At 33.9% G+C, this 21,303-nt stretch carries 18 protein-coding genes and 1 tRNA gene; 11 read left to right on the top strand and 8 right to left on the bottom strand.

Going from position 1 to position 21,303, the window contains the following annotated elements:
* Positions 1-20 precede the first annotated feature (20 nt).
* A complete protein-coding gene (locus M666_RS17545) occupies positions 21-2,099 on the bottom strand; it encodes a tetratricopeptide repeat-containing sensor histidine kinase (protein WP_029445139.1) in 2,079 nt (692 codons plus the stop codon).
* Positions 2,100-2,394: 295 nt separating this feature from the next.
* Between M666_RS17545 and M666_RS17540 the strand changes: the two genes are divergently transcribed.
* Positions 2,395-2,470, top strand: a tRNA-His gene (locus M666_RS17540).
* Positions 2,471-2,584: 114 nt separating this feature from the next.
* On the opposite strand, the gene M666_RS17535 is transcribed toward M666_RS17540, so the two are convergent.
* A complete protein-coding gene (locus M666_RS17535) occupies positions 2,585-4,147 on the bottom strand; it encodes a M28 family peptidase (protein WP_029445140.1) in 1,563 nt (520 codons plus the stop codon).
* 229 nt (positions 4,148-4,376) lie between these two features.
* Here M666_RS17535 and M666_RS17530 point away from each other — a divergent pair, with 229 nt between their 5' ends.
* From M666_RS17530 to M666_RS17515, 4 genes are all read left to right on the top strand, one after another.
* Positions 4,377-5,960, top strand: coding sequence for an aldehyde dehydrogenase (NADP(+)) (locus M666_RS17530; protein ID WP_029445141.1), 1,584 nt, complete (start codon positions 4,377-4,379; stop codon positions 5,958-5,960).
* Positions 5,961-5,971: 11 nt separating this feature from the next.
* A complete protein-coding gene (locus tag M666_RS17525) occupies positions 5,972-6,979 on the top strand; it encodes a 4-hydroxyproline epimerase (protein WP_029445142.1) in 1,008 nt (335 codons plus the stop codon).
* A 57-nt stretch (positions 6,980-7,036) separates the two neighbouring features.
* The gene (locus tag M666_RS17520) at positions 7,037-7,906 is read left to right on the top strand and encodes an AraC family transcriptional regulator (protein WP_226989927.1); all 870 of its coding nucleotides are present in this window, start codon (positions 7,037-7,039) and stop codon (positions 7,904-7,906) included.
* 113 nt (positions 7,907-8,019) lie between these two features.
* Complete coding sequence (locus tag M666_RS17515; protein ID WP_029445144.1) at positions 8,020-8,289, top strand: CBU_0592 family membrane protein; 270 nt, start codon at positions 8,020-8,022, stop codon at positions 8,287-8,289.
* A 123-nt stretch (positions 8,290-8,412) separates the two neighbouring features.
* On the opposite strand, the gene cydB is transcribed toward M666_RS17515, so the two are convergent.
* Both cydB and M666_RS17505 read right to left on the bottom strand, forming a co-directional pair.
* The gene (cydB, locus tag M666_RS17510) at positions 8,413-9,489 is read right to left on the bottom strand and encodes a cytochrome d ubiquinol oxidase subunit II (RefSeq protein ID WP_029445145.1); all 1,077 of its coding nucleotides are present in this window, start codon (positions 9,487-9,489) and stop codon (positions 8,413-8,415) included.
* A 2-nt stretch (positions 9,490-9,491) separates the two neighbouring features.
* Complete coding sequence (locus tag M666_RS17505; protein WP_029445146.1) at positions 9,492-10,823, bottom strand: cytochrome ubiquinol oxidase subunit I; 1,332 nt, start codon at positions 10,821-10,823, stop codon at positions 9,492-9,494.
* Between the two features lie 189 nt (positions 10,824-11,012).
* On the opposite strand from M666_RS17505, the gene M666_RS17500 reads away from it, so the two are divergent.
* Genes M666_RS17500 through M666_RS17490 form a run of 3 tightly spaced genes read left to right on the top strand, consistent with a single transcriptional unit; the run spans position 11,013 to position 13,607 of the window.
* On the top strand, positions 11,013-12,233 hold the full coding sequence (locus M666_RS17500; protein WP_029445147.1) for a sulfite oxidase: 1,221 nt from the start codon (positions 11,013-11,015) through the stop codon (positions 12,231-12,233).
* Positions 12,234-12,716: a hypothetical protein gene (locus tag M666_RS17495; protein ID WP_029445148.1), complete on the top strand. Its 483-nt coding sequence runs from the start codon at positions 12,234-12,236 to the stop codon at positions 12,714-12,716.
* Between the two features lie 12 nt (positions 12,717-12,728).
* Positions 12,729-13,607, top strand: a complete 879-nt coding sequence (locus M666_RS17490; RefSeq protein WP_029445149.1) for a sterol desaturase family protein — start codon at positions 12,729-12,731, stop codon at positions 13,605-13,607.
* 55 nt (positions 13,608-13,662) lie between these two features.
* Here the strand turns inward: M666_RS17490 and M666_RS17485 are convergent, their stop codons facing one another.
* The 4 genes from M666_RS17485 to M666_RS17470 all read right to left on the bottom strand — a co-directional run bounded on the left by M666_RS17485 (position 13,663) and on the right by M666_RS17470 (position 15,685).
* Positions 13,663-14,280, bottom strand: coding sequence for a Tll0287-like domain-containing protein (locus M666_RS17485; RefSeq protein ID WP_029445150.1), 618 nt, complete (start codon positions 14,278-14,280; stop codon positions 13,663-13,665).
* Entirely contained in the window at positions 14,280-14,549 is a 270-nt protein-coding gene (locus tag M666_RS17480; protein WP_029445151.1) for a heavy-metal-associated domain-containing protein, read from the bottom strand. The genes M666_RS17485 and M666_RS17480 overlap by 1 nt, the downstream gene beginning before the upstream one ends.
* 6 nt (positions 14,550-14,555) lie before the next feature.
* Positions 14,556-14,981, bottom strand: coding sequence for a rhodanese-like domain-containing protein (locus tag M666_RS17475; RefSeq protein ID WP_316932429.1), 426 nt, complete (start codon positions 14,979-14,981; stop codon positions 14,556-14,558).
* Positions 14,982-15,052: 71 nt separating this feature from the next.
* Positions 15,053-15,685 carry a Crp/Fnr family transcriptional regulator gene (locus M666_RS17470; protein ID WP_029445153.1) on the bottom strand — a complete coding sequence of 211 codons (633 nt, stop codon included), beginning with the start codon at positions 15,683-15,685 and terminating at the stop codon, positions 15,053-15,055.
* Between the two features lie 242 nt (positions 15,686-15,927).
* On the opposite strand from M666_RS17470, the gene M666_RS17465 reads away from it, so the two are divergent.
* The 3 genes from M666_RS17465 to M666_RS17455 are packed head-to-tail and all read left to right on the top strand — an operon-like array spanning position 15,928 to position 20,942.
* Positions 15,928-18,261 carry a chondroitinase-B domain-containing protein gene (locus tag M666_RS17465; RefSeq protein ID WP_039326004.1) on the top strand — a complete coding sequence of 778 codons (2,334 nt, stop codon included), beginning with the start codon at positions 15,928-15,930 and terminating at the stop codon, positions 18,259-18,261.
* Positions 18,262-18,263: 2 nt separating this feature from the next.
* Positions 18,264-20,546, top strand: a complete 2,283-nt coding sequence (locus tag M666_RS17460; protein ID WP_029445155.1) for an alginate lyase family protein — start codon at positions 18,264-18,266, stop codon at positions 20,544-20,546.
* Between the two features lie 21 nt (positions 20,547-20,567).
* Positions 20,568-20,942 carry a cupin domain-containing protein gene (locus tag M666_RS17455; RefSeq protein ID WP_024481290.1) on the top strand — a complete coding sequence of 125 codons (375 nt, stop codon included), beginning with the start codon at positions 20,568-20,570 and terminating at the stop codon, positions 20,940-20,942.
* Positions 20,943-21,303: the final 361 nt, after the last annotated feature.

Genomic DNA, 21,303 nt, shown 5'->3' with positions numbered 1-21,303 from the left:
TAAATGTTAAGAAGGAAATTTTATTTCGTATTATTTTCTCTTAGGGGAACCGTGAAATAAAATATGCTGCCCTCGTTTAATTTACTCGTTACAAAAATTTCTCCTCCATTGTTATTTACCATTTCCTTACATAGAGAAAGTCCTAGGCCAGTACCTTTCTCATTAGATGTACCATAGGTAGTTACAAGGGTGGCATTTTTTGAACTAAAAACTTGGTCCAGAATCTCTGGAGACATACCTACGCCTTTATCTTTTATGGCCACTTTAAGAAAATCGCCCTCTTTTGTAGCATTCACGGTTATGGTACTTTTTGGGTGAGAAAATTTGATAGCATTGCTCAAGAGGTTCCTAATCACGACATCAATCTGGTTAATATCTGCCCAAACAAAAGCTTTCATAGGAGTGGTGTTGGTGATAGAAATGTTTTTATTCTTAGCTGTTTCTTGGAGTAATTTAATATTTTCAGTAACTAATTCATGAATATCAAAAGAAGATGCTTCAGTTTTAGAACCCGTCATTTGTGTTCTACCCCATGATAATAAATTGTTCAAAGTAAATGAAATGGCATCTACATCATTTTTAACTTTAGGTGTAAACTCCAAAAATTCTTCTTGAGAAATTTCATCGTCTTTTAACATATTCAGAACACTGGCTAGGGCATTTATAGGACCTCTAAGGTCATGACCAATAATTGAGAATAGCTTATCTTTTGTGGCGTTTATTCCACTCAATTCTTCTTCTCTTTTTTCTAAGGCTTTAGTTTTTAGCCTAAGCTCTTTGTTAAATATTTTACGAGCTTTAGATTGTTTGCGTAATAAGAATATAATTAATGCTAAAATAGCCAATGCAATTAATGCCATGTAGAAGTAAATATTCTGTCTAGCTTTTACCTTTTCATTTGCCAGTTGTGCATCTTTTTGCTGCTTTTCAAACTCTAATTTAGTTTTAAGTATACCTAGGCTATTTAGGTTTTCTTTTCGTGAAATAGAATCTGATAATAGTTTAAATACCTCGTGGTATTTCAAAGCAATATCAGCCTTGTTATTCTTTTTATTAATTTCATACAATAGCTGATTTGATTTTTTAGAATCATCTAAAAGGCTAAGTCTTGTTCCAATTTCTAAGGACGCAATGGCATTCTCTTCGGCTTGGACATAATTAAAGAGTTTAAAATAAGCTTCAGACAAAGAGTTTAAAAGTTGAGCTTTACTTCTGTCATCATTTAAGCCTTCGTGCAAGGTTAATGCTTTATCATACCAGTATAAGGCTAATTTGGGCCTGTTCTGCCTTAAATACATGTCGCCTTTTACCATATAAGAGTAGGCTAACCAGTCATCAATCTCTTTTTCTTCAAAAATTACAATACTACTATCAATGTATACTTTAGCATTTTCAAAATCTTTTAGTTTCACATATAAATCAGCAATATTACTACTACTTTGTGCGGTGTAAACATCATTCCCTAATTGATGGTTGATGTCTTGAACTTTTTTGTAAAGGCTTAAACTTTGCTGATAATCTTTTTGAGAAAGATATAAGTGAGCTACATTTTCTTGAATAAAGGACAAATTTAAAAGATCGTTGGTGTCCGTAGCAATCTCAATAGCTTTTAAATATGCTTTTAGCGCTTCTGCATGATTTCCTATATCATAATGTAAAATACCTAAAGGATTTAATGCACGAATTTTTAATTTCTGATTTTCTATTTTTTTTGCGAGATTATACGCTTTTTCTAAGGATTGTATAGCCTTATCGTTTTCACCATTATACGCTTCATAATGACTAAGTCCTATTAGCGCCATAATGGTACCTTCTGCATAGTTTGACTTGCGACTTAATTCTTGTGCTTTTTTAGTGTAAAAGTATAAACTATCTATATTTTTGAAGTAGTACTCATGACCTATAGCATTCAATAGATTTATATGCTCATGATTTGAAGCATCAAAATTGTCATTGCGCTGTAATTGAAATAATACGGTAGATAAACTATCTAATTTGTTGTTCTGTGCATACGTGCAGTTGACATTAAGAAACAGGAATACAATAAGCAGACATAAAGGCCTTTTAATGTAGTTAGGAATGATAAAATAGGCAACCATACTCGGGGGAAGATATTATCCGTTTCTTTTTTATAAAACTACCGCATAAGCGTATAGTAATAAAATATTTGTTGTGAAACGGCGGTTTTTATTTGTATAAATACGGTCTGCAGGATAATACAAGTTGATTTAAACTAAAAAAAGGAACGAAAAATAAGCAGTTGAATTGTCAAAACACTTGATTATTAGTACTATAATCCGAGAATGAATGATTTTATGAAAATTTATTTAAAATAGTGATTATTTTATTTTGCAAATAGCATCTAAAAAATTAACTTTGCAGCCGCTTACAAATGGTGGTTGTAGCTCAGCTGGTTAGAGCATCGGTTTGTGGTACCGAGGGTCGCCGGTTCGAACCCGGTCTTCCACCCAAAAATAAAGCCTTATCAATTTTGATAAGGCTTTTTTTGTGGCTATAACTAAAGAAAAAGCCCTTGTGCAAATACAAGGGCTTTTAAATCTTAAATTAAGATTGTAGTGTAGGCTTATTTATTTTCCTTATCTACAACAAGCCTATCTTGTCTATTAGCAACTTCCCACCCGGTATAGAATACCAATCGTGATCTGTTTTCTAGTAAGTCATAATTAATCTTATCTGGAGTATCTCCAGGAGCGTGGTAATCATCATGTGTACCATTAAAGTAAAATATAATAGGAATATTATTTTTCACAAAGTTGTAATGATCACTTCTATAATAAAATCTGTTCGGATCATTTTCATCATTATACGTATAATCTAAAGCAATATTCATGTATTTTTTATTTGCTTCTTCAGAGATCATATGCAAATCGGTACTCAATTTATCAGATCCTATTAAATAGATATAATTACGATCTCCTTCTCTTTTAGGATCAATACGGCCTATCATATCTATATTTAAATCGGCAACCGTTTGTGCTAACGGAAAGATAGGATCAAAATCGGTATAATACTGAGAACCTAATAATCCTTTTTCTTCACCAGTTACATGTAAAAATACAATAGATCTTTTAGGACCTTTGCCTTCGTCTGCTGCTTTTTTGAAGGCTTGAGCTATTTCTAATAAGGCTACCGTTCCGGAACCATCATCATCAGCACCATTGTTTACCTCACCATCTTTAGTTACCCCAATATGATCTAAATGCGAAGAAATAATTAAATACTCATCCGGTTTTTCTGAGCCTTTTAATATAGCTACAACATTTTCAGAATCTACATCCTCGTCAGAACTTTTAATCGCTAAATCTATTTTAGCAGCAATAAGCTTTGCTTTGTTTTCCGTTTTAATGTTCGGTAAGATAGCGTTAGCGATGGTCTCGTTAATAAAGAAATTAAAGAAAGTGCTAGTTTCATCTTCTTTGATACCCATTCTTCCGCTATCGTTCTTTTTCATGTAATCAAAGCGACTTTCAAAACGAGCAAAATTATTTTCATCAAAATATAAAACACCTTTAGCGCCTTTAGCTTGTGCAGCTTCAAATCTTTTACCTACAGATTCTGATAAGTTGCTCCAAACAGATTTTTCAGTACCTCCAGAGATTACATATGTTCCATCAGCCTTCATTGGTTCACCAGCTTTAATCAAGACAATTTTATCTGTAACATCAATAGCACTGTAGTCAGAATATTTTTCGTCTTCTATTCCAAAACCAGCATATACAATGTCATTGTAGGTTCCTTCTGCAGCAGTGAAAGTCAAAAGGCCCTCTCCGTTATTGTAGGTTTTACCATTTATAGTAATAGTTCCTTCTGGAAGTTTGCTTACCGTTAAGGGTACATTTTGAAAATAGTTCCCATCTGCTTGCGCTGCAGGAATCCCCATTTTCTTATATTGCTCTGCTAAATATTCTACGGCCTTTTTTTGCCCAGGCTTTCCTGTTTCTCTACCTTCAAATTCATCAGAGGCATAAATGTATAAATGCTCTTTTAACTCTGCTTCCGTAATGGTTTCTGCATAAGGTTTAGGATCCATGGCAGTCTTAGCTTCTGAAGAAGTATCAGAAACAGTTTTCTGTGAAGAATTACAGGCCATGGCCAATAATGTCACAACAAATGCTATTTTTTTCATTTTGGTGTTCAATTAATTAATTAGTCTTTTCAAAAATAATGAAAACAATGAACTTTAAGCCAATCAATTAAAAAATCTATCTATGGTTTTCATTGGAATAATAGTTTAACGCTTCATTTTTTCAAAAAGACCACCAAGCGCTAAAAAAATGTTAGAAAAATAAACCGAAGCATGATAATTACTTTATAAACTAGTAGCTTTATCAAAGCATTATATAAAATGTATACGAATGATATCTGGAAAAAATTATATAGGGAACAAATTGTCGGCAAAAAATACAAAAACGTACAAGACGTTTAACCCAAAAACGAACACGGAGAATACCATAAGTTTTTACGAAGCAAATCAAGAGGAAATTAATGAAGCGGTGCTATTGGCTTCGAATGCTTTTGAAGCTTATAAGAATATTTCTAATGAGAAAAAAGCCCTATTTTTAAATACAATAGCAGATGAAATAGTAGCATTAGATACTGCGCTTATAGATACGTATTGTTCTGAAACAGGACTTACGGAAGGGAGAGTATTAGGAGAAAGAGGAAGAACCGTAGGGCAACTGCGTATGTTTGCAGATTTGGTGCGTCAAGGAAATTGGGTAGATGCCACTATAGATACGGCCATTCCAGACAGAGTGCCAATGCCAAAATCAGATCTACGTAAGATGATGGTGCCCTTAGGACCTGTAGTAGTATTTGGAGCAAGTAATTTTCCGTTGGCCTATTCTACTGCTGGTGGGGATACCGCTTCTGCATTAGCCTCTGGTTGTCCTGTAATTGTTAAAAGTCACCCTATGCATGCTGCAACAGGAGAACTGGTTGCCTCAGCTATTAATAAAGCAGCAGAAATAACAGGCATGCCAAATGGTGTATTTTCTAATCTTAACAGTAGCGGAATAGAAGTTGGGGTTGCTTTGGTGCAACATCCTGGTGTTAAGGCAGTTGGTTTTACGGGTAGTATTAGGGGGGGTAGCGCTTTATTTAATTTAGCGGCGCAAAGAGAGGAGCCTATTCCTGTATTTGCAGAAATGGGGAGTATTAACCCTGTCGTGATTTTGCCTAAGGCTTTGGCCGCCAAAAATGAAGAATGGGCAAAGACTTATGCCAGTTCCATCACATTAGGTTCAGGACAATTTTGTACCAATCCTGGATTACTATTGGGTATTAGCAGTGACTCTTTGAATAAATTTATAGTGCACTTGTCTGATGAAATTGTAAAAATAGCTCCCACATGTATGCTGCATCCTAATATTTATAAGGCATATACGACGAATAAGGAGAACGCAGAAACACAACAAGGAGTTGTTATAGCAGCCTCTTTTGAAACTAAGGTGGCAGATAATTATGCAAAACAAGCAGTAACAACGGTAGACGGTGCTACATTCTTGAAAAACTCAAGCTTGCATCATGAAGTTTTTGGACCCTATTCTATGGTAGTGCGCTGTGAGAATGCGAAAGAATTAGAAGCAGTTATAGCAGCTCTAGAGGGGCAATTAACCGGTACTGTAATTGCAGAGGAAAATGATGCGGAAAACTATGTTGAAATAATTAACGCCTTAAAAAATAGAGTGGGGCGTATCATCTATAATGGGGTGCCTACGGGAGTAGAAGTTTGTCCATCTATGCAACATGGGGGGCCATATCCTGCATCTTCAGATAGTAGGTTTTCTGCTGTAGGAGTACATGCTATAAAAAGATGGATTAGACCTTTTTCATATCAGGACTGGCCAAATGCCTTATTACCTTTAGAATTACAAAATGAAAACCCGCTGCAATTAAGTAGATTGGTAAACGGAGAGCAAACTACAAGATCTATCTAAGAAAACAACAAATGGCTAATAAAACATTTTTCTGTGTTGATGCACATACCTGTGGAAATCCTGTACGCGTAGTAGCAGGAGGCGGACCTATATTAAGTGGAGAAAACATGAGTCAAAAACGTCAACATTTTTTATCCGAATTTGATTGGATTAGGAAAGGGTTAATGTTTGAGCCTCGAGGTCATGATATGATGAGTGGAAGTATTTTTTATGCGCCTTCTAATCCTGAAAATGACTTTGGAATTTTATTTATAGAAACTAGCGGTTGCTTACCTATGTGTGGGCATGGTACCATAGGAGCAATTACTATAGGCATAGAAGAAGGATTAATAAGCCCTAAGATTCCAGGTCACGTACGGATGGAAACACCTGCGGGCTTAGTATTAATTGAATACCAACAGACAGGAAATAAAGTGGATTGGGTAAAACTTACGAATGTCAAATCGTATTTAGCGGAAACAAACTTAACAATAGACTGTACAGGCTTAGGAGAACTAACTTTTGATGTTTCTTATGGAGGTAATTTTTATGCGATTATAGATCCACAAGAAAACTTTAAAGGAATTCAAGATTTTTCAGCGAGTAAACTAGTACAGTTTAGTCAAGAAATTCGCTCTAAAATCAATAAAAAATATCCAAATTTATTTATTCACCCCGAAGATGAAACGATTAGAAATGTAAGTCACGTTTTATGGACAGGAGATACCATTTCTCCAGAGGCTACTGCACGTAATGCCGTATTCTATGGAGATAAGGCTATAGATAGATCCCCATGTGGCACTGGAACTTCTGCCCGAATGGCACAATGGCATGCCAAAGGAAAATTAAAAATAGGAGAAAAGTTTATTCATGAAAGTTATATTGGCTCTCAGTTTATAGGAAGAATAGAAGAGGAAGGCACGCTAGAAGGAAAGAAAGCTATCATTCCAAGTATACAAGGTTGGGCAAAAATATATGGGTACAATACTATTCTTATAGATGATGACGACCCTTATGCACACGGGTTTCAAGTGCTGTAGAGAAATTTAACCTGGTTTTATTTAGTGTATATAAATAGAACTAAAGAGATACTTAGTTTGAATAAAGTAATAGAAAAATACGAATTTAAGAAGGGACTCCCTCAAGAGCTTGAAATAAAAAATCTAGCTACATTGTACCGTGATTCGCGTGAAGACTTGATACAACCTCATAGAACAGATTTTTATCAAATTATATGGTTTAAGAAAGGAGCACCTAAGCATATGGTTGATTTTAATCCGGTACAGATAGAGCCAAATACTATTTTATTTGTGGATAAGAATAGTGTTCAACGTTTTGACGAAAATGAATTGGTTGATGGGGAAGTACTTTTATTTACCGATAATTTTTTCTCTAAAACAGAAGAGGATACAAGGTTTTTAAGAAGTAGCATGTTGTTTAATGATTTGTATGCAATATCAACCATAAAGATAAATGGGGAAACTACTATTTTCGAAACCTTTTTTGAGCTTATGAAAACGGAGCTAGGTTACAGTGCAGATATCTATCAGTCAGATATTCTTAGAAACCAGCTTAAAAACGTATTGTTGGTATCAGAAAGAGAAAGGCAAACCCAAAATAGTGAGATGATAAATAAGGGGCCAGATTTAGACTGTGTAATTAAGTTTAGAGATCTCTTAGATAAACAGTTTCAAATACAAAAATCTGTAGCTAAATATACAACGCAGTTAAATGTTACTCAAAAACGTTTAAACTCGGCCACCTTAAAAGTAATGGATATTACTCCCAAACAAATGATAGATGCTAGGGTTATCTTGGAAGCTAAACGTTTGTTAGTCCATACATTAGATAGTGTCAAGGAGATAGGGTACACGCTTGGTTTTGAGGAGCCTACAAATTTTGTGAAGTATTTTAAAAAACATCAAACAATAACGCCGATAGAATTTAGGAATAAATTTGGTAATTAGTTTTTAAGGCGTAAAATTACCATTTTAAACTGCTTTTTTATCATAATAAATTAATCGTCTTACCGCAAATTTGCTTCTAAGTTTAACTACAATAATAGAACAAATTTGAAGAAATGAAATTGTTAATAGATGTTATAGGGTGGTCAGGTTCTGGCTTTTTAATTCTTGCTTATGGACTAACATTAGTAGAGAACAATAAGTATGTTAGTTACTCGAAATATTTAAATCTTTTTGGAGCGCTTTTAATAGCCATTAACTGTTACTACTATAATGCCATTCCTTCATTTGTTTCTAATTTAATTTGGTCTGTGATGGCAACCTTAACCATTTACAAAACAAAAAGACGGGAGCGTTATTTTATGAAGGCTAAACTTAAGGTATAAGCTAATCTTTCTATTTTTAATAAATAGATCTCTGGTGGTGATTTAATTAGGGTGTTCTAAAAAATGCCATATGATACAGATCATTGAGGGACTTATTATGAAATAGAAAAGAATTATTTAGTATTAATGCTCTCCATAACCCACATCATCCATCTTACCTTTAAAAACTCTGTATTGAATGACCATATAGATGGCTACAAGCACGATTGCGATAGCAAACCAATAAACACCTACCCATAGGCCGTATTCGTCCGCAGCAACGTTGTAAATGGTTAAACTAGGGTTTATATCATTTGTTGATGGCAATACCTTAGGAAAAATCGATGCCACAGTTGTTGTTAATCCTCCAAATAAGAACAGGGAAGAAAATAAAAATCCCAATCCATCTCTTTTAAATCTTTTAACCTTAAATAACCCAAACAGGCCAATAAAAGTGAGCAGAGGAAAAATCCATAGCCAAGGAGTTTTTAAGAAATTTTGAAAAGGTTTTGGTTCTATAACATGCCAAACAGATAAGGAGATAATGACCAAAGCAAGCAATACAAAATTCAGCCTAAAAATAACCGTTTTTAATTTTTCATTAAGATCAGAATTTGTTTTAAAGATGATCCAATTCGCCCCATGAATGCTTAAGGAAACTACCCCTATAACGCCTAGTAATAAAGTAAACCAATCTAAAATTCCTAGGTGCTCTGCTTGCGGACTAAAAGTAGGGTTCCATAAGGGGAGAAAAAAGTAATGCGCCTCTTGTGTAGAGACACCTTCTGTTACAATACCTAAATTAACGCCCCGTACAATATTTCCTAAGGCTACACCGAAAAACAAGGCGAGCAGTAAACTTGCTATTCCAAAAGCCTTATCCCAAATAGCTTCCCACATGGCATTATGTACCTGTCCTCTAAGTTCTAGGCCTATAGCTCTGAAAATCAAAAGCCATAATATCATAATTAACGGCAAGTAAAAACCACTAAAAGAAGAAGCATAGAGCGTAGGAAATGCAAAGAATAAAACGCCTCCAGAAGCAATTAACCAAACTTCGTTGGCATCCCAAAAAGGACCAATAGCATTGGTGATAGCTTTTTTATCTTTTTCTGTTTTAGCAAAGAATAAATGAATAATTCCAGCTCCAAAATCATAGCCATCTAAGATAACATACACAGCAAGCATGGTCATTAAAACGATGTACCAAAATAGTTCCATAATTAGTGTTTTACAAGTTGAGGTCCTTTATTAATAATTTTACCCGCTAATATTAAAAATAGTAGTCCTAGCAATAGATATAAGCCTACAAATCCTAATAGAGTAAAGAGTGTATTTCCCGCAGACACGGTTGGAGAAGCTCCAGCACTTGTTCTTAATAAATTAAATACTAACCAGGGCTGTCTGCCCAATTCTGCGGTATACCAGCCCATTGTATTGGCGATATAAGGGAAAGGTAGAAGGAAAACCAAGGAATAAAGGATCCATTTTGTTTTGTATAATTTTTTTCGAAATAATTGCACAATAGCTAAGAATAATAATCCTATAAAAATGGTACCTAAACCTACCATGATATGATAGGCATAATACAGTCCTGGAATATTTGTAGGATGTACAGATTCATCAAATTCATTTAAACCTTTTATTTGTGCATCCCACTTTTGGTAGGTAAGAAAACTTAAAATGTTAGGCACGGCAATTTTGTTGTCTAATTTTTTCTCTACAATATTTGGTTGACCAATTAAAACAATTTCAGACCCCCCTTCCTCGGTTTCAAAAATACCTTCCATTGCAGCGAAAGTTGCAGGTTGATATTTCACGACATTTTTCGCAGCTAAATCTCCCGTAGGAACGGCAACGAATACGCTAGCAACAAAACCAAAAATTACTCCAGTTTTGACAAAAAGCTTTCCAAAATCATGATGTTTATCATTTAATAAATAGAAGGCGCCAATAGCAGCCATTACAAATGACGCTGTTACTAATGAGGCTAACTGGTTATGGAAATAAGAGGGAAGTAACCAAGGGTTGGAAAATAAGGCGCCAAAATTAGTCAACACAAATTTTCCGTTTTCTAAAATTTCAAAACCAACGGGGTGTTGCATCCATGAATGCGTAGCGATAATAAGATATCCACTCGCCCAAGAGCCCAAGAAAACTAGAAACCCTGTTACAAAATGTAGTTTGTGGCCTAATAGCTTTTCTCCAAAAATAAATAAGCCTAAGAATGAAGATTCCAAAAAGAAAGAAAACATTCCTTCCATAGCAAGTGTTTGCCCTATAATACCTCCTGTAAGTTCCGAGAATTTAGCCCAATTGGTGCCAAATTGAAATTCCATTGGAATACCTGTAACTACACCCATTGCAAAGTTTAGAGCAAATATCTTCATCCAAAATTTAGCAGCATCATTATACATTTCTATCTTATTGAATAGAAATTTTCCTTTGTAATACACAATTAGGAGTGATAATCCCATGGTTAGTTGTGGGAACAAATAATGAAAGGTGATGGTGAATGCAAATTGTATTCTATCGTAGAAAAGCATGTCTTCCATAAACTATAATTTTAGAGATGGCAATTATGAGTATAAAAATAAGCATCAAAGCTTACTTGGAAGGTAACAATGGTTACATATTTATGTTATTTAACGTATTACCGAGTTCTGTTGTCTTCTGTAACTTTTGTTACCGAAATATAGCCTAAAATTCAGTATTTTTAGAAGCTTAAAGTATGATGAGATCCTATGGAGAGAAGAAAATTTATTACAAGGTCATCTTTAGCTACGCTGACAGGAATTTTAGGGATGGATATCGTGTTTGGAAATTTACTTCCCGATAAATATATCCCTTTGGAACTACAAGAAACAGATCCGTTTAAATTGTTTGGTTTAAATAAGGAGATGCAGGTGCTAAATGATAAACCTTGGAACATAGAAGCACAAGCACATTTGCTTGATGATAAAGTTACACCGAACACTGCGATGTTTATTCGGAATAATGGAAAAATTCCGGAAGCCATAGATGTAAATACATGGACATTAACTTTTGATGGAGAATCCATCAACCAAAAGAAAACATATACCTTAAGTGAACTCAAAACTAAATTTAAGCACTATACCTATCAGCTTACCTTAGAGTGTGGGGGAAATGGTCGGAGTGAGTTTAACCCGCCAGCGAAAGGCAATCAGTGGACTATCGGAGCAGTTTCTTCTGCGAAATGGACGGGAATTCGTTTAAAAGATATTTTGGCTGAGGTCGGTATAAAATCTGACGCCGTATATATTGGATATCATGCGGCAGATACCCATTTAAGTGGTGATCCTAGCAAAGAACCTATTTCACGTGGAGTGCCCATCGCAAAAGCCCTTCAGGAGGAAACTATTTTGGCTTTTCAAATGAATGGTGAAGATATTCCAGTAGTACATGGTTATCCCTTGCGCTTAATAGCTGGTGGCTATCCTGCCTCTGCCTCAGGGAAATGGTTACAGAGAATTAGTGTTCGGAATAAAATACATGACGGAGAGAAAATGACAGGGAGCTCTTATAAAGTTCCTAGGAACCCAGTGGCACCTGGGACAACCGTAAAAGAAGAAGATATGCGCATTATAGAATCTATGCCTGTAAAGTCTTTAATAACCTATCCTAAATCTGGAGCTACTTTTAATTTAAATAAACAATTAGCAATTAGAGGTCACGCTTGGGCAGGAGAGTTGAATGTTTCTAAAGTTGCGTATTCTATTGATTTTGGTAGTACGTGGAGCAGTTGTGATTTAGAAAAGGAGGTAAACCGATTTGCATGGCAGCATTTTTCCGCTAAAATAAAATTTCCTCAAAAAGGATATTATGAGGTTTGGATAAAAGCTACAGATAGGGATGGGCGTTCTCAACCTATGCTTGTTCCGGGATGGAATCCTAAGGGGTATTTAAATAATGCATGTCATAGAATTGCCGTAAAAGTTGTTTAAATGGGAGTAGAGGAAAAATTTAAACAAAGTGTTAAGGGTATTCATAAAGTATTAGCAATTCTACTGATAGGTTTTATAGGCGTACTTGTAATTCTGTTTTTTACGGTTAAGGATTTGGCGAGTACAACGACCAATGCTCCAGTTATATCTCCTGATTATGTTGAGGTACCTGGCAATGAAGAAGATTTAGACAAAATAGAAAATGGCATTCATGTGCGAACAGGTTTTGTAGAAGGTGAAGGTTTGATGTTGGTAGTGCAAAACTGTACCAGTTGTCATTCCGCTAAATTAGTAACGCAAAATAGAATGTCTAAAGAGAAGTGGTTGGCAACAATTAGATGGATGCAAGAAACTCAAAATTTGTGGGATTTAGGTGTCAATGAAGAACCTATCTTAAAGTATCTGAGTACCTATTATGCGCCCAATCAAATAGGTCGTAGAGCTAATTTAGAAAATGTTGAATGGTATCATCTCAATGAATAGTGCGATAGTAAAATGAATGAATATATAGCTGTTTTTGTAAAAGCCTTAATGAATACCATAAGTTGGACTTGGAAATCTATTATTTTTGAGGTGCCTTGGTATACCAATTTTTTCTGGGGGCTAATTGTAATTTCTTTAGTAGTATGGGGATTAGAAATAGCATTTCCTTGGCGAAAAAATCAATCCGTTTTCAGAAAAGATTTTTGGCTAGATGGGTTCTACATGTTTTTCAATTTCTTCCTCTTTGTAATTATGATAAGTGGATTTTATAAAATACTTGAAAAATTCTTTTCAGACATAGGAATTAGTGCATCTAGCTTTACATTGATAGATTTTTCTACTTGGCCGAATTGGGCACAATTGCTAATATTCTTTATTATTTTAGACTTTGTACAGTGGTTTACGCACACGTTGCTTCATAAATATGAGTTTTTATGGAATTTTCATAAAGTACACCATAGTGTAAAAGAGATGGGTTTTGCTGCTCATTTACGGTATCATTGGATGGAAAACATCTTATACAAACCATTAAAAACTTTTGGAGTGATGATCTTGGGAGGCTTTGAGCCAGAACAAGCCTATATTGTTCACTTTATAGCCATCACAATAGGGCACTTTAACCATTCTAATATAAAAATAACTTGGGGTCCTTTGAAGTATATTTTAAACAATCCAGTAATGCATTTATACCATCATGCCTATGACTTACCCAAAGGTACTTATGGCGTAAACTTTGGTATAAGCTTAAGCGTTTGGGATTATATCTTTAGAACAAATTACATCCCAGAAGATAGTGGTACAATTGAATTAGGGTTTCATGGAGATGATAAGTTTCCTAAAGATTTTATCCATCAAAATATGGAAGGTTTTAAAAGTTCTAAAAAACAATAAAAAATCCTTTGGTTTTAAAACCAAAGGATTTTTTATTAGAACTGCTATTATTGTATTATTGTTCTTTAAAGCTAATACTCCAAATCCCGCGTACTTCATTTGTTCCATAGCCTAAAGCCATGTCTTTTGGATAAAGGCTTCTAATTACCGCACGTGTTTCTGGATTTACTTCTTTTTCTGTTCCGTGACATTGTAGACACATTGCATTGGTTATAATTGGATAATAGAATTCAACCATATCGTCCATATGTTTTTTAACCACAGGGGTGGGGGTAATACCATTGACTATATCTTGTTTATAAGATTTAATATATACCAATTCGGCCTCATTTGCTTTATTCGCTTGGTTTCTAGGTTTATCAGAGACTCTTTTGAGGGTTGCGTTATGTTTTAAGGCCATACTATCAGTAATTGGATATGCCTGAATATTACAGAATTTTAAAGCTGCCGAAGTTCCTTTTTTCTGTATAGTGCCTATCAATTGCTTACCTAAAGCTTGTTGTGTTGTCTGGGCATATTCTAAGCCTATAGCTGCCAGATTTTTTTTATTTTGAGTAGTCTTTTGCGTCGCATTTTCAATCATAGGATTCTGCTTAGTCGCGTTCGTTTTAGTTTCAGAATCTTTACAACCAGCTAAAACTAACAAAAGTAAAGATGGAATTATAAATTTCATTATGATGAGATTTTACCTGTAGCACAACTTACGAAAGATTTTGCTTTTGAAACAAATGAATTATCTTCATCTATTGACGGGTATCCAATAGCTTTGAGCTTATCTTTAACTCTTAAAAGGTCTTTGTTATTTTTAGTAGAGAATGATATATTAGAACTGTCTATATCGATCTCAATACTTGAAATATTTTCTATTTCCGAAACTTTGTTCTTAATTGTATTGGCGCAACCACCACATTTTAAATTCTGAACGGTAATTGAATTTTGCATAGTTCTTTATTTATAAGTCATATAGCCACCTTTTAAATCAATAATATCTATAAAGCCCATTTTTGCAAGCTTATTCGCTGCTCTTTTACTGCGCATTCCAGATTGGCAGTAGATATATAGAGGCTCATCTTTCTTGAACTTGTTAAAAGCATTTTCAAAAACAGTAGTATTGAAAAAATCGATATTAACAGCTTTTTTTATAGCACCTCTAGAGAATTCATTAGGGGTTCTAACGTCTACTAACTGAACTCTTTTTTCAGAAATAGCAGCTTTGTAGTCTATAACATTAATAGTTGTAATGCTATCGGAGTTTTTGTTTCCGAATAGAAAATTTAAGAACGACATATAGTATATTTTTTTAAAAAAAATGGAAGTAGTCACAACCACATCACTACTTCCATTGAAACAACCAACTAATAAACTATTTGCCAATAAAGGCTCTAATTTATTACTGTAAAATTACAGATTGTTTGTATCATTGAAAGTAACCTAGGTTACATAGGCTATAAATTAATTACTTTTATGTAATTACGATGCAATTCTATTTTTCCTAATTCTTCCAATTTCTTTAGCAGTCTAGAAATAACTACTCTTGAGCTATGTAAGTCATACGCTATCTGTTGGTGTGTATTATGAATGGTGCTGTCGTTGGTAATTCTTATTTTTTCTTTTAAGTAACCTAGTAAACGTTCATCCATATTTTGAAAAGCAATAGAATCTACCGTGTTTAAGAGCTCTGTTAATCTATTATGATAGCTTTCGAAAACAAAGTTTCTCCATGACTTATATTTGGCTGTCCATTCTTCCATTTTTTGAACAGGAACCATAATCAATTTTGTTTCTGTTTCAGCAACGGCCCTAATTTCACTGATAGATTGAGATAAACAGCAACTCAGGGTCATAGAACAGGTATCTCCTTTTTCTAAATAATATAAAAGGAGTTCATCGCCATCTTTATCTTCTCTTAATATTTTTATAGCACCAGAAATTAGTAAAGGCATGCTCTTGATATATTCACCAATCTCAATTAATTTAAACCCTTCGGGCACTTCTTTGAATGTTCCTACTTGAACAATTTCTTCTATGAGTTCTTTTTCAAATATAGTTCCGTAGTTGTCTATTAAATCTTTTATCATGGGCAGTGGGGTTCAGTAAAAACAATCAATCTCAAATTTAAGAATAATAAAGGAGTACCGCTTAGAATAAAAGTATCAAAACCTAGTGGTGCACTATTCATTTTTTAAGAATCTTCTTGTCTTTTAGCAAAATTAATTTCAATTTATTATTATATCATTACAATTGGGTCATATTTTTTGCTTAATAGGTAAATATGCATATATTTGGTAAACCAATTTGGTGAACCAATTAAATTAACAATATGAAACATAGCCTGTTATCAATACTTTTGCTTGTGGTGGCATTCTCTTCTTGTAATCCAAAATCTCAGGGAATTGAGATGGCCAACAATGTAGAGGAATTTAATGAAATGGTTAAAAATTTACAACCAGGAGATTCTATTGTATTGGCAAATGGCGTATGGAGAGATGCGGAGCTTGTTTTTGAAGGAAAAGGAACTGAAGAAAAACCAATTACATTAACTGTAGAAGATAAAGGGAAGGTTATTTTAGAGGGGGCTTCAAATCTTCAGTTAGCGGGGGAGCATTTAATTGTTAGTGGTCTTGTTTTTAAAAATGGTTATACCCCTACAAATGCGATTATTTCTTTCAGAAAGAATAGAGAAGAAATTGCTAATAATTCTAGATTAACAGAGTGTGTTATAGATAATTTTAATAATCCAGAACGTCAAGTGCAGGATTATTGGGTTACTATTTATGGAAAAAATAATCGTATAGATCACAATCATATTGTAGGTAAGAAAAATTTAGGAGTTACTATGATTGTTGGTTTAGATACAAAAGAAAGTGTACAGAATAATCATAAAATTGATCATAATTACTTCGGTCCTCGTCCAACTTTTGGAAACAATGGGGGAGAAACATTACGGATAGGTACTAGTCATACTGCTTTAGAAAACTCTAATACGTTGGTGGAATCTAACTATTTTGATAGAACCAATGGCGAGCACGAAATTATATCAAACAAATCTTGTCAAAATACTTTTAAGTACAACACGTTTTTTGAATGCACAGGAACCTTAACCATGCGCCATGGGAATGAAACCTTAGTTGATGGGAATGTCTTTATCGGTAACGACAAACCAAGTACTGGTGGGGTTCGTATTATTAATGAAGCACAAACCGTTATTAATAATTATCATATTGGTTTAACAGGGTACCGCTTTAGAGGTGCGTTTGTTATGATGAATGGAGTGCCAAATTCGCCACCAAATCGTTACGTTCCTGTAATTGATTCTAAATTAAATAACAATACGTTTGTTAACTGTGATCATATACAATTATGTGCAGGGAGTGATTCAGAAAGAAGTCAAGCACCTAGAACTTCCGAAATTTCTGGAAATATCTTTTACAACGATGATAAAGAAGACATTTTTACGGTGTATGATGATATTAGTGGTATCGCATTTAAAGATAATCTTTTAGGAGAAAATGGTAAAACTAGTATTGCTAGTGGATTTGAGAATGCGGCCATCACTTTAGTAAAAAACGAACAAGGGTTTTTGATTCCTACTTCAGATAAAATAAAAAACAAAGTTACGATTAGTCCAAATATAGCAACCAAAGAAAACACAGGAACAACTTGGTATTCTAAAGCAGACACGGGTATTGCCTTAAATTCAGGAAAAACAATAAAAGTAGACGCAGGGATTAATACCTTATATGAAATTGTTCAAAAGTCTGAAGCAGGAGATGTTATTGAATTATCAGAGGGGGGCACCTATTTAATCACAAAAGCAGTTCAGATTCATCATCCGTTGACATTTAAAACTTCAGGAACAGAGAAGGCAACCATATTATTTGAGCGTATGATGGCTTTCGAAATTCAAAATGGAGGCAGTCTATCATTAGAAAATATAACTTTTGATGGTACAAAATCTCCAGATTATGCGGGTAATTCAGTAATTAGCACTAGTAAAAATTCCATGCTAGACAATTATAAGCTGTTTATTGATAACTGTGAATTTAAAGATATGGTGGTTAATCATTCTTTTGATGTTTTAAGAGTATCTAAAGGAACCTTTGCAGATACCATTAGTATTCAGAATTCAACATTTAAAAACATATCAGGGCACATTGCTGCATTAGATAAGGAAACAGATGATATTGGAGCTTATAATGTAGAGTATATGCTAATGAAAAACAATACCGTTACAGATATGCAAGGTGCTGCGTTAAGATTATACAGAGGAGGAAAAGATGAAAGTACCTTCGGTCCATTTTTAGAAGTAGACCACAATGTGTTCAATAATGTTGGTTTTGGTAAGAAAAATAAATATAATGCAGCGATGTCTTTGTATGGTGTTCAAGTAAATGATATTCAAAATAATAATTTTAATAATACCAATGGTTTAAAAATGCATTTGGTTGTAGGAGAGCCAATTGTAAATGTGGTGAATAATAATTATTATAAATCAGGTGACATAGAAGTTACTGGAGATGAAAAATATACTATAGCGAACCTTTATAATATCGAGTCAGAGTTTAAAGAAGGAACTTTTCAATTATCAGAAAATTCTTCCTTAATAGGAAAAGGAACAGACCAAAAAGAAATAGGAATTATTGCCAAGAACTAATTATGAAGTTAATACAAAGTATCACATTAAAAATCGTACCAGTTGTACTCCTTATAAGCCTATTTTCTTGTAAAGAAGAAGTAACGGTGGTTTCAAAAGAAGAAGGTAAGACAGTCTCAGAGCAAGGGGCGCACCCTAATTTAATTTTAACGGCGCAAGGCGTTAAAGATATTAGGGCACAATTGGGTAGTATTCCCATTTTTGATGCTTCTTTAAAAGCTGTTCAAGAAGAAGTGGACGCCGAAATTGCCTTAGGGATTGACACGCCAATTCCTCAAGATTATTCCGGAGGTTATACCCACGTGAGACACAAGAGTAACATGATAATGTTACAAAAAGCAGGTGTTTTATATCAAATTTTGGATGATGAAAAGTATGCAAAATATGTAAAAGACATGCTTATGCAATATGAAGCCATGTATAAAACCCTGCCACTGCATCCCAAAACAAGATCTTATGCACGTGGAAAATTGTTTTGGCAATGTTTAAATGATGCTAATTGGTTGGTTTATGTGAGTCAAGCGTATGATTGTGTCTACAACTATTTATCAGAGGAAGAGCGTAATAAGCTAGAAGCCAATTTATTTAAACCATTTGCAGATCATATATCTGTAGATAGTCCGCAATTTTACCAAAGAGTTCATAACCATAGTACTTGGGGTAATGCAGCTGTAGGGATGATTGGTTTAGTAATGAATGACGAAGAATTAATTGATCGTGCTTTATACGGTATTAAAGATTTAAAATTAGATACCGAAGAAAAAGATGATGATGGTGGATTCTTAAATAAAGATGGTAAAGCTGGCTTTTTGGCGAATATAGAAGAGCCATTTTCTCCAGATGGTTATTATAATGAAGGACCATATTATCAACGCTATGCGATGTATCCTTTTTTAATTTTTGCGGAAGGATTACATAATGTTAAACCAGAATTAAAGATTTTTGAATATAAAGAGGGTGTATTGTTGAAGTCTATAAATGCACTTTTAAATTTATCGGATGCAGATGGTGATTTCTTCCCATTAAATGATGGTCAAAAAGGAATGTCTTACTATAATGATGCTTTAGTTACGGCGACAGATATTTCATATTATTTTGGAAAACAAGATCCAGGCCTATTGAGTATTGCTGAAAAACAGAATAAAGTATTATTAGATGATTCAGGTTTGGCAGTCGCTCTTGGTATAAAAAAAGGATTAGCAAAACCATTTGAGAAAAAATCAATTAACTTATCAGACGGACCAGAGGGTACTCAAGGAGGTGTTGGTATTTTAAGAAATGAGGATATAGAACTTGTTTTTAAATATGCAGCACAAGGATCTAGTCATGGTCATTATGATAAGTTATCCTATTCCTTATATGAAAATGGGGGAGAAGTAATTCAGGATTATGGTTTAGCACGTTTTGTAAATATTGAACAAAAAGGAGGCGGGAATTACTTAAAGGAAAATAAGACCTGGGCAAAACAAACGATTGCACATAATACCGTGACACAAAATGAAACGTCTCATTTTGATGGGAAATACGAAATAGGAAGCCAACACCATTCCGTGTTACATTATTTTTCCTCCGACAATGATAACGTTCAAGTTGCTAGTGCAAAAGAAGTAAATGCATATCCTGGAACTGAAATGCTTCGTACCATGGCCATCATTAAGGATGAAGATTTTGAAAAACCTTATGTGTTAGATATCATGAAAGTAAGTTCTAATACAGCAAATCAATATGATTTTCCGTATTATTTTTTAGGACAAGTATTGAATACAAATTTCAAATATAAAGTGCCAGAAACCTTAAAAGCTTTAGGTAGCAAAAATGGATATCAACATTTATATGTAGAAGGGACAGCGAAAAATGAAAAGGAGAATACGAAGTTTTCTTGGCTAAATAAAGGTAAGTTTTATAGTTTAACAACCGTATCAAATATTAATGACGACATACTTTTTACAAGAATTGGTGCAAATGATCCAGAATTTAACTTGCGCCGCGAAGCTGCTCTAATGCTTAGGCGAAAAAATACTAAAAATACACTTTTTGTTTCTGCCATAGAAGCGCACGGAAGTTATAGTCCAGTGTCAGAATCTGCAATTAATTCTAACAGTGCCATTACAGCATTAAAAGTAGTTTTAGATACAGAAGATTTTACGGCAATAGCAATAACGAATGTAAACGGTACTACTAAACTGTTTATAACAGCAAATACTGATGCTAATAAAGAGGTAAGGCATAACTTAAAAATTAATGATAAGGAATATGAGTGGTCAGGTCCTTATTGTTTCAAATAAATTAATCATAAAAAATAAAAAATGAGTAGATCTAGTGAAAAATACGTCATTACAAAAGACATGGAATGGGAAGTTCTTGGAGGAGGAGTTTCAAGAAAATTCTTAGGGTATGATAATCAAATCATGATGGTAAGAGTAAAATTTGAGACAGGAGCATTAGGAGCTCCGCATCAACATTTTCATACGCAAGCTACTTACTGCGTTTCTGGTAAATTTGAATTTGAGATTGACGGAGTAAAGCAAATTGTTGAAGGTGGAGATGGCGTGTATATTGAACCTAATTTGTTACATAGTGCAGTTTGCTTGGAAGAGGGCGAATTAATTGACACTTTTAGTCCTGTAAGAGAAGATTTTTTAAGTGGAGACGCCGTATCTTATTTTAGTGATAAGGCATAATAAAGAGGGTAGCCTATTAATAGTGCTTTAATGTAATGCTGGTAATAATGGGAATTTCGAACAGGAAAACCTGTTCGAAATAATAAATTGGAATTTGAGGCTTTGTTGGAATAATGAGGATCTCACTGAAATATAAGATTCTTTTTATCAATACATCCAATCCAGATCCTAAAAATTAGCATTTCGTCATTTTAGCATGTTAAAAATTAGGATTATATTTTTTTTTAACAAAGTAATAACATATATTTGGTTATTCAGATTGGTAAACCAATTTGGGTAACCAAATTTTTTTTAACTCAAAACTCAATTTATGAACCAAATAAGAAAATATGAATTTAAAAAAATGAAATAAAAAAAGGAT

This window comes from Cellulophaga baltica 18 (genome assembly GCF_000468615.2).
GTDB classification, from domain to species: Bacteria; Bacteroidota; Bacteroidia; order Flavobacteriales; family Flavobacteriaceae; genus Cellulophaga; species Cellulophaga baltica.
Note: the sequence above shows the minus strand (reverse complement) of the source record. Positions and strands in the feature narration are given on the sequence as shown.

What these genes read in the sequence shown, in the direction of transcription:
- M666_RS17545 (WP_029445139.1), bottom strand. Translation starts at nt 2,099, where the DNA reads ATGGTTGCCTATTTTATCATTCCTAACTACATTAAAAGGCCTTTATGT.
- M666_RS17535 (WP_029445140.1), bottom strand. Translation starts at nt 4,147, where the DNA reads ATGAAAAAAATAGCATTTGTTGTGACATTATTGGCCATGGCCTGTAAT.
- M666_RS17530 (WP_029445141.1), top strand. Translation starts at nt 4,377, where the DNA reads ATGATATCTGGAAAAAATTATATAGGGAACAAATTGTCGGCAAAAAAT.
- M666_RS17525 (WP_029445142.1), top strand. Translation starts at nt 5,972, where the DNA reads ATGGCTAATAAAACATTTTTCTGTGTTGATGCACATACCTGTGGAAAT.
- M666_RS17515 (WP_029445144.1), top strand. Translation starts at nt 8,020, where the DNA reads ATGAAATTGTTAATAGATGTTATAGGGTGGTCAGGTTCTGGCTTTTTA.
- cydB (WP_029445145.1), bottom strand. Translation starts at nt 9,489, where the DNA reads ATGGAACTATTTTGGTACATCGTTTTAATGACCATGCTTGCTGTGTAT.
- M666_RS17505 (WP_029445146.1), bottom strand. Translation starts at nt 10,823, where the DNA reads ATGGAAGACATGCTTTTCTACGATAGAATACAATTTGCATTCACCATC.
- M666_RS17500 (WP_029445147.1), top strand. Translation starts at nt 11,013, where the DNA reads ATGGAGAGAAGAAAATTTATTACAAGGTCATCTTTAGCTACGCTGACA.
- M666_RS17495 (WP_029445148.1), top strand. Translation starts at nt 12,234, where the DNA reads ATGGGAGTAGAGGAAAAATTTAAACAAAGTGTTAAGGGTATTCATAAA.
- M666_RS17490 (WP_029445149.1), top strand. Translation starts at nt 12,729, where the DNA reads ATGAATGAATATATAGCTGTTTTTGTAAAAGCCTTAATGAATACCATA.
- M666_RS17485 (WP_029445150.1), bottom strand. Translation starts at nt 14,280, where the DNA reads ATGAAATTTATAATTCCATCTTTACTTTTGTTAGTTTTAGCTGGTTGT.
- M666_RS17480 (WP_029445151.1), bottom strand. Translation starts at nt 14,549, where the DNA reads ATGCAAAATTCAATTACCGTTCAGAATTTAAAATGTGGTGGTTGCGCC.
- M666_RS17470 (WP_029445153.1), bottom strand. Translation starts at nt 15,685, where the DNA reads ATGATAAAAGATTTAATAGACAACTACGGAACTATATTTGAAAAAGAA.
- M666_RS17465 (WP_039326004.1), top strand. Translation starts at nt 15,928, where the DNA reads ATGAAACATAGCCTGTTATCAATACTTTTGCTTGTGGTGGCATTCTCT.
- M666_RS17460 (WP_029445155.1), top strand. Translation starts at nt 18,264, where the DNA reads ATGAAGTTAATACAAAGTATCACATTAAAAATCGTACCAGTTGTACTC.
- M666_RS17455 (WP_024481290.1), top strand. Translation starts at nt 20,568, where the DNA reads ATGAGTAGATCTAGTGAAAAATACGTCATTACAAAAGACATGGAATGG.